6 protein-coding genes are annotated in these 8,525 nt (G+C 70.2%); 5 read left to right on the forward strand and 1 reads right to left on the reverse strand.

Annotation, left to right across the window (positions count from 1 at the left end; genetic code table 11):
* Positions 1-40: 40 nt before the first annotated feature.
* The 5 genes from JHN63_RS48470 to JHN63_RS48490 all read left to right on the forward strand — a co-directional run bounded on the left by JHN63_RS48470 (position 41) and on the right by JHN63_RS48490 (position 6,819).
* Complete coding sequence (locus JHN63_RS48470; protein WP_200691519.1) at positions 41-1,603, forward strand: NAD(P)/FAD-dependent oxidoreductase; 1,563 nt, start codon at positions 41-43, stop codon at positions 1,601-1,603.
* Entirely contained in the window at positions 1,603-2,391 is a 789-nt protein-coding gene (locus JHN63_RS48475) for a bifunctional 2-polyprenyl-6-hydroxyphenol methylase/3-demethylubiquinol 3-O-methyltransferase UbiG (protein WP_200691520.1), read from the forward strand. The genes JHN63_RS48470 and JHN63_RS48475 overlap by 1 nt, the downstream gene beginning before the upstream one ends.
* Before the next feature lie 89 nt (positions 2,392-2,480).
* Positions 2,481-3,590: a nitronate monooxygenase gene (locus JHN63_RS48480; RefSeq protein WP_200691521.1), complete on the forward strand. Its 1,110-nt coding sequence runs from the start codon at positions 2,481-2,483 to the stop codon at positions 3,588-3,590.
* 71 nt (positions 3,591-3,661) lie between these two features.
* The gene (locus JHN63_RS48485; protein ID WP_200691523.1) at positions 3,662-5,212 is read left to right on the forward strand and encodes an acyl-CoA synthetase; all 1,551 of its coding nucleotides are present in this window, start codon (positions 3,662-3,664) and stop codon (positions 5,210-5,212) included.
* A 107-nt stretch (positions 5,213-5,319) separates the two neighbouring features.
* Positions 5,320-6,819 carry an acyl-CoA synthetase gene (locus tag JHN63_RS48490; RefSeq protein ID WP_200691522.1) on the forward strand — a complete coding sequence of 500 codons (1,500 nt, stop codon included), beginning with the start codon at positions 5,320-5,322 and terminating at the stop codon, positions 6,817-6,819.
* Positions 6,820-6,857: 38 nt separating this feature from the next.
* Here the strand turns inward: JHN63_RS48490 and JHN63_RS48495 are convergent.
* A partial coding sequence (locus JHN63_RS48495) for a sulfatase (RefSeq protein ID WP_234478832.1) occupies positions 6,858-8,525 on the reverse strand: 1,668 nt, incomplete at its 5' end.

An 8,525-nucleotide genomic window follows, 5' to 3' on the forward strand; every position in this document is an offset into this window, starting at 1 on the left:
GACTCTGGCCGACCTAGATCACCTCGTGTTACCAAGAACCATGCCTGCACACGAGGGACCCGGACACCGGACCTACGACGCCGTCATCGTCGGCGGTGGCCACAACGGCCTGGTCGCCGCCGCCTACCTGGCCCGGGCCGGGCGCTCCGTGCTCGTGCTGGAGCGGCTCGACGGCACCGGTGGCGCCGCCGTGTCGACGCGGCCCTTCGCGGGGGTCGACGCTCGGCTGTCCCGGTACTCGTACCTGGTCAGCCTGTTGCCGAAGAAGATCGTGCGGGATCTCGGCCTCGACTTCCGGGTCCGGGGGCGCACCATCTCGTCGTACACGCCCGTCGAAAGGGACGGACGTCCCACCGGCCTCCTCGTCGGCGGCGGCGAGCGCCGCACCCGTGACGCCTTCGCCCGGCTGACCGGCGGCGACCGTGAGTACGCGGCCTGGCAGCGGCTCTACGGCATGACCGGACGCCTCGCGCAGCGGGTCTTCCCCACGCTCACCGAACCGCTGCCCAGCCGCGACGAACTGCGCCGCCGGGTCGACGACGAGGACGCCTGGCGGATGCTCTTCGAGGAGCCGATCGGCGTCGCGATCGAGGAGAACTTCGCCGACGACCTGGTCCGGGGCGTCGTCCTCACCGACGCCCTCATCGGTACCTTCGCCGACGCCCACGACCCCTCCCTCGCGCAGAACCGCTGCTTCCTCTACCACGTCATCGGCGGCGGAACCGGCGCCTGGGACGTGCCGGTCGGCGGGATGGGAGCCCTCACCGACGCCCTGGCCGCCGCCGCCCGCACCGCCGGCGCCGTACTCGCCACCGGCCACGAGGCCGTCCGCATCGACACGGACGGACGCGCCGCCGAGGTCACCTATCGCACGGCGGACGGCGAAGGCGTCGTGGGCGCCCGGCACGTCCTCGTCGGCGCCTCCCCGCAGCAACTCGCCGCCCTCACCGGCGACGAACCGCCCGCCCCCGCCGAGGGCGCCCAGCTCAAGGTGAACATGCTGCTCAAGCGGCTGCCCCGGCTGCGCGACACCTCGGTCGACCCGCGCGAGGCGTTCGCCGGCACCTTCCACATCGCCGAGGGCTACGACCAACTGGCCGCCGCACACGCCCAGGCCGCGTCCGGTGCGCTGCCCGCCGCACCGCCCTCGGAGATCTACTGCCACTCGCTCACCGACCCGAGCATCCTCGGCCGGAACCTCGTCGAGGACGGCTACCAGACCCTCACGCTCTTCGGTCTGCACACCCCGGCGCGGCTGTTCGAACGGGACAACGACGCCGTACGCGACGAGTTGTTGAAGGCGACGCTCGCGCAGTTGGACACCCACCTCGCCGAGCCCCTCGCCGACTGCCTCGCCACCGACGCCGACGGCCGCCCCTGCATCGAGGCGAAGACCCCGCTCGACCTGGAACGCGACCTCCGACTGCCCGGCGGCAACATCTTCCACCGCGAACTCACCTGGCCCTACGCCCAGGAGATTACCGGCCGTTGGGGCGTCGAGACCCGACACGCGAACGTCCTGCTGTGCGGCGCGGGCGCCGTGCGCGGCGGGGGCGTGAGCGGGGTGCCGGGTCACAACGCGGCGATGGCCGTGTTGGAGTGATGACGGTGTCCTCGGTCCGGGACTTCTACGACGCCCTCGCCGCCGACTACCACCTCATCTTCGCGGACTGGGACGCGAGCATCGCCCGCCAGGCCGAGGCGCTGGACGGAGTCGTCCGGGCTCAACTGGGGGCGGGGCCACAGCAGTTGCTGGACTGCTCGTGTGGGATCGGCACACAGGCGATCGGGCTGGCGGGCCTCGGACACCGGGTGGTCGGCAGCGATCTGAGCCCGGCCGCGGTCACCCGGGCCGCCACCGAGGCCGCGGCCCGGGGCGTCGCCCTTCCGGTGACGGCGGCGGACATGCGCGCGCTGCCGTTCCGGACAGCCGCCTTCGACGTCGTCGTCTGCGCCGACAACTCGCTGCCGCATCTGCTCACTCCGGACGACATACACACCGCACTGCTCGGCATACGGCGGGTCCTGCGCGACGACGGACTCCTCGTCCTGAGCGTCCGGGACTACGACACGATCCGCGCCGCCCGCCCCGCGTCCGCACCGCCCCAGGTGTCGACGACACCCCAAGGCCGCGTGGTCACCTTCCAGTTGTGGCACTGGCACGAGGACGGTGAGCGCTACGACCTGGAGCACTTCCAACTCCTGCCGGACGGGGACGGTTGGGAGGTACGGGTCCGCCGTACCGCCTACTGGGCCCTGATCCGGGCCCAGTTGACCGACGCCGTGCTCGACGCGGGCTTCGCGGACGTCAGTTGGCACGAGCCGGAGGGCAGCGGCTTCCATCAGCCCGTGCTCACCGCCCGACGAGGCCGCCCATGGGGTCGCCCCTGAGGTCGTCCACGAGGTCGGCCATGAGGAAAATCTGACGGAGCATCAGAAAAGGCCTTCCGTCGTCCGGAGGACTGCGGCATTCTGCGCCCATGCAGACGGAGTTGAGCAAGAAACTGGGAATCGAGCACGCCATCTTCGGCTTCACGCCGTTCCCCGCCGTCGCCGCGGCCATCAGCCGGGCCGGTGGTTTCGGAGTGCTCGGCGCGGTCCGCTACACCGCCCCCGACGACCTCAAGCGCGACCTCGACTGGCTGGAGGCGCACGTCGAGGGCATGCCGTACGGCCTGGACGTCGTCATGCCCGCGAAGAAGGTGGAAGGCGTCACCGAGGCCCAGGTCGAGGCGATGATCCCGGAAGGGCACCGGCAGTTCGTCATCGAGACCCTGGCCAAGTACGGCGTGCCCGAACTCGCCGAGGGCGAGGTGTCCGGCTGGCGCATCACCGGGTGGATGGAACAGGTCGCCCGCACCCAGCTCGACGTCGCCTTCGACTACCCGATCAAGCTGCTCGCCAACGCGCTGGGCTCCCCGCCCGCCGACGTCGTCGCCCGCGCCCATGACCACAACGTGCTCGTCGCCGCGCTCGCGGGCAGCGCCCGGCACGCCCGCAAGCACGCCGAGGGCGGCATCGACATCGTCGTGGCCCAGGGGTACGAAGCCGGCGGCCACACCGGCGAGATCGCCTCCATGGTGCTCACGCCCGAAGTCGTCGACGCCGTCGACCCGTTGCCGGTTCTCGCCGCGGGCGGCATCGGCAGCGGACAGCAGGTGGCCGCCGCGCTCAGCCTCGGCGCCCAGGGTGTGTGGCTGGGCTCCCTGTGGCTGACCACCACGGAAGCCGACATGCACTCGCCCGGCGTGACCCGCAAACTGCTCGCCGCCGGGTCTGGCGACACCGTCCGCTCCCGCGCCCTGACCGGGAAACCGGCCCGCCAACTGCGCACCGAGTGGACCGACGCCTGGGACGACCCGGACGGCCCGGGCACCCTCCCCATGCCCCTCCAGGGCCTGCTCGTCGCCGAGGCCGTCTCGCGCATCCAGAAGTACGAGATCGAACCGCTGCTCGGCACGCCCGTCGGCCAGATCGTCGGCCGGATGAACAGCGAACGCAGTGTCCAGGCCGTCTTCGACGACCTCACCCGCGGCTTCGAGCACGCCGTCGACCGCATCAACCGCATCGCCGGAAGGAGCGGCCAGTGAGCACACAGGGGGAGAACACACAGGGCGGGGCCACACGTGACGGGGCCACACAGGGCGCGGCGACACAGGGTGTGAGCACACCTCCCGCCGGCTTCTGGGCCCAGGCGGCCCAGAACCCCGACCGCGTGGTCCTCGTCGCACCGGACGGCGAGGAGTGGACCGCGGGCCGCCTGCACGCCGCCGCCAACCAGCTCGTCCACGGCCTGCGCGCCGCCGGACTCGAAACCGGCGACGCCTTCGCGGTCGTCCTGCCCAACGGCGTCGAGTTCTTCACGGCCCATCTGGCCGCCACCCAAGCCGGGTTCTACCTCGTCCCCGTCAACCACCACTTCGTCGCACCGGAGATCGCCTGGATCGTCGCCGACTCCGGCGCCAAGGTACTCATCGCGCACGAGCGATTCGCCGATCCCGCCCGCCAGGCCGCCGACGAGGCCGGCCTCCCCACCACCCACCGGTACGCGGTCGGCACCGTCGAGGGCTTCCGGCCGTACGCCGAACTCCTCGACGGACAACCGGAGTCGGCGCCCGCGGACCGCACGCTCGGCTGGGTCATGAACTACACCTCCGGCACCACTGGCCGCCCCCGCGGCATCCGCCGCCCCCTGCCGGGCAAGCCCCCCGAGTCGGCCTACCTCGGCGGTTTCCTCGGCATCTTCGGCATCAAGCCCTTCGACGACAACGTGCACCTGGTCTGCTCACCGCTCTACCACACGGCCGTCCTCCAGTTCGCGAGCGCCAGCCTGCACATAGGGCACCGCCTGGTCCTGATGGACAAGTGGACCCCGGAGGAGATGCTCCGTCTCATCGACAGCGAGAAGTGCACCCACACCCACATGGTCCCGACCCAGTTCCACCGCCTCCTCGCCCTCCCCGAGGACATACGGGCGCGCTACGACGTCTCGTCCATGCGGCACTCCATCCACGGCGCAGCCCCGTGCCCGGACCATGTGAAGCGGGCGATGATCGACTGGTGGGGCATGTGTGTGGAGGAGTACTACGCGGCCAGCGAGGGCGGTGGTGCCTTCGCGACCGCCGAGGACTGGCTGAAGAAGCCCGGCACGGTCGGCAAGGCCTGGCCCATCAGCGAACTCGCGGTCTTCGACGACGACGGCAACCGGCTCCCGCACGGTGAACTCGGCACCGTCTACATGAAGATGAGCACCGGCGGCTTCGCCTACCACAAGGACGAGGCCAAGACGAAGAAGAACCGCATCGGTGACTTCTTCACCGTCGGCGACCTCGGCTACCTCGACGAGGACGGCTATCTCTTCCTCCGCGACCGCAAGATCGACATGATCATCTCGGGCGGCGTGAACATCTACCCGGCCGAGATCGAGTCCGCGCTCCTCGCCCACCCCGCCGTCGCCGACGCCGCGGCCTTCGGCATCCCGCACGACGAGTGGGGCGAGGAGGTCAAGGCCGTCGTCGAACCGTCCCCCGGCCACGAGCCCGGCCCCGCCCTCGCCGCCGCGCTCCTCGACCACTGCGCCGAACAACTCGCCGGCTACAAACGGCCCAAGAGCATCGACTTCATCACCGAGATGCCCCGCGACCCCAACGGCAAGCTGTACAAGCGGCGGCTGCGGGAGCCGTACTGGGAGGGGCGGGTCCGACCCATGTGAGTCCGACCTGTGTGATGGCGGCACATGTGGGCCCGGCACATGTGGGCCGGGCCCACCTCGCCCACCCGGCTTGACCCACCCGGGCGGCGGCCCGAGGATCATGTCTCATGACGTCCGTACACGGCAGCACGGTTGACGGGGTACTGCGACGCAGTGCCCGGCGCACTCCCGCCCGCGTGGCGGTGGACTACGGCGAGCGCTCCTGGACGTACGGGGAACTCGACGACGCCGTCTCCCGCGCGGCGAGCGTGCTCCTCGACCAGGGCCTGTCACCGGGCGACCGGGTCGGTTCCTACGGCCACAACTCGGACGCCTATCTGATCGGCTTCCTCGCCTGCGCCCGGGCCGGCCTCGTGCACGTGCCGATCAACCAGAACCTCACCGGCGACGACCTCGTGTACATCGTCGGCCAGTCCGGCAGCGCGCTGGTGCTCGCCGACCCCGACCTCGCCGGTCGACTCCCGGACGACGTACGGACGTTGCCGCTGCGGGACGCGGACGGCTCGCTGCTGGAGCGGCTGGCCTCCGCGCCGCCGTACGACGGTCCCGAGCCGCGCACCGACGATCTGGTGCAGTTGCTCTACACCTCGGGCACGACCGCGCTGCCCAAGGGCGCGATGATGACCCACCGGGCCCTGGTGCACGAGTACTTGAGCGCGATCGCCGCCCTGGACCTGAGCGCCGGGGACCGGCCGGTGCACTCGCTGCCGCTGTACCACTCGGCGCAGTTGCATGTGTTCCTGCTGCCGTACCTGGCGGTCGGCGCGACCAACAGGATCCTTGACGCGCCCGACGGGGACCGGCTGTTCGACCTGATCGAGGCCGGGCAGGCGGACAGCCTGTTCGCCCCGCCCACGGTGTGGATCGGCCTGGCGAACCGCCCGGACTTCGGGACGCGGGACCTGAGCGGGCTGCGCAAGGCGTACTACGGCGCGTCGATCATGCCGGTGCCCGTCCTGGAGCGGTTGCGTGAGCGGCTTCCCAAGCTGGCCTTCTACAACTGCTTCGGGCAGAGCGAGATCGGCCCCCTCGCCACGGTCCTGGGCCCCGACGAGCACAAGGGCCGGCTGGACTCCTGCGGCCGTCCCGTGCTGTTCGTGGACGCACGGGTGGTCGACGAGGAGGGCAAGGACGTACCCGACGGCACACAGGGCGAAGTCGTCTACCGCTCACCGCAGTTGTGCGAGGGCTACTGGGACAAGCCCGAGGAGACCGCCGCCGCATTCCGCGACGGCTGGTTCCACTCCGGCGACCTCGCGGTGCGGGACGCGCAGGGCTTCTTCACCGTCGTCGACCGGGTGAAGGACGTCATCAACTCCGGTGGCGTACTGGTCGCTTCACGCCAGGTCGAGGACGTCCTGTACACCCATGAGGGCGTCGCCGAGGTCGCCGTGATCGGGCTCCCCGACGACCGCTGGATCGAGGCGGTCACAGCGGTCGTCGTCCCGCGCGGCGAGGTCACCGAGGCCCAACTCATCGACCACGCCCGGGAGAAGCTCCCGCACTTCAAGGCGCCGAAGCGGGTCGAGTTCGTGACGGAGCTGCCGCGCAACGCCAGCGGAAAGATCCTCAAGCGGGAGTTGCGGCAGCGGTTCGCCGACGAGTAGGGCGCTGCTTCGCGCGGGCAGTTGCTTCGCGGAGGCCGCTACTTCGCGTAGGCCGTCATGAAGCGGTCCCGGAACTTGTCCATGCCCAGCACCGGGGCGTTGTCGGCGGGCTTGAGGCCGTCCGTCCAGCCCCAGTTGGAGATCTTGTCCAGCACCTTGGGGTCGTGGGCGACGATGGTGATCGGCACGTCCCGGTCGGCGGTGCCGCCGGTGACCGTGGGCACGGGCTGGTGGTCGCCGAGGAAGACGAGGACGGTGTTCTTGTTGCCGTAGCGCTGGACCCACTGGGTCAGGCTGTCCGCGGAGTACTGGATGGCCTTGCGGTACTCGGTCCGCACGCGCTTCGCGCTCTTCCAGACCTCCGTCGGGTTCGTGCCCTCCTTCTTGATCTGGTTGAAGATCGTGCCGTCGCCGAGCTGGTTCCAGGGGATGGTGTGGGCGATGGGGGACCAGGGGTTGTGGCTGGAGGCCAGGATGATCTCCGCCATGATCGGGTCGCGGTTCTTCTTGCCGTACTCCAGTTTCTCGAAGGACTCGAGGCTGAACTGGTCCGGCACCGGCGTCCAACTGAAGTACGGGCCGTTGTAGCCGAGGTGCGTGGAGTCGTAGATGTTGTCGAGGCCGAAGTACTTGCCCTCGGGCCAGGCCTTGCGGACGCCCGGGACGATGCCGACCGTGCGCCAGGCGCCGGTCTTCTGGAAGTAGCTGGTGAGGGTCGCGCGGGTGCTGGTGGTCACGGTCCGGTACCGCTGCTGGTTCTTGATCCACAGGCCGGACAGGAACGTCGAGTGGGCCAGCCAACTGCCCGCGCCCGTCACCGGCGACCTGAGCCAGGCGCTGCGCGACGAGAAGCCGGCCGCCTTGAGCCTGGCGTCGCCCGCCGTGAGCGTCTTGTCCATCTCCGGTGCCATCGTCGGGTCGTCGAGCGCGACCCGGCCGTAGCTCTCGATGAAGGTGAACAGGACGTCCTTGCCGCGCAATCCGTTCAGCAGTTGGTCGGGTGGGGTCTTCGCGAAGGCGTCGACGGTGAGCTGCTTCTTGAAGACGTCGGCGTCCCCCAGCCCCTCGCGGACGTACTTCACGCGGTTGGTGAGGAACTGGCTGTAGCCCTTGGTGGCGAGGGTGACACCGCCGACCTGCACGCTCAGGGTGAAGCACATGATCCACGCGACACCGAGGACGAGGGTGGTGCGTACGGCCGTGGGGCGGTGGCTGGCCATCACGTCGGCCAGCCGCACCATCGCGAGCGCGCTCGCGACGAGCACGACGATGAGCAGGACGATCACCGCGACGATCGCGAGCACCTCGCCGGATCGCCCGAACGAGTCCTTCATCCAGTCCGCCGCGTCGCTCAGCAGGACCCAGTCGAAGACCAGGTCGAACGGCCGGGCGAGGGTCTGATAGAAGCCCATGTCGAGGCACTTCAGCACGGTCGACAGCCCGACGAACGCGCCCGAGACGACGGCAGCGATCCGCCGCGCCCGCGACGGCAGCACGAGCAGCACGATCGCGAGAACGATCAGCTCCACGGGCAGCCGGAGAAACGACTGGAGTGTCATCCGATCGAGCCGATCGGGCACAACGAGAGCGACGACCAGCAACACACCGGCCAACACACTCGTGCCCACCCGTACGACACGAGCGGCACGGGGGAAACGGGCCCGCCAGCCGAACCAGCCGGGGCGGGGAGGGAGTTGGGGGGAACC

It is taken from the genome of Streptomyces sp. MBT65, assembly GCF_016612545.1.
GTDB lineage: Bacteria > Actinomycetota > Actinomycetes > Streptomycetales > Streptomycetaceae > Streptomyces.

Coding starts and splice junctions, on each gene's coding strand:
- JHN63_RS48490 (WP_200691522.1), top strand. CDS start 5,320: ATGACGTCCGTACACGGCAGCACGGTTGACGGGGTACTGCGACGCAGT.
- JHN63_RS48470 (WP_200691519.1), top strand. CDS start 41: ATGCCTGCACACGAGGGACCCGGACACCGGACCTACGACGCCGTCATC.
- JHN63_RS48480 (WP_200691521.1), top strand. CDS start 2,481: ATGCAGACGGAGTTGAGCAAGAAACTGGGAATCGAGCACGCCATCTTC.
- JHN63_RS48475 (WP_200691520.1), top strand. CDS start 1,603: ATGACGGTGTCCTCGGTCCGGGACTTCTACGACGCCCTCGCCGCCGAC.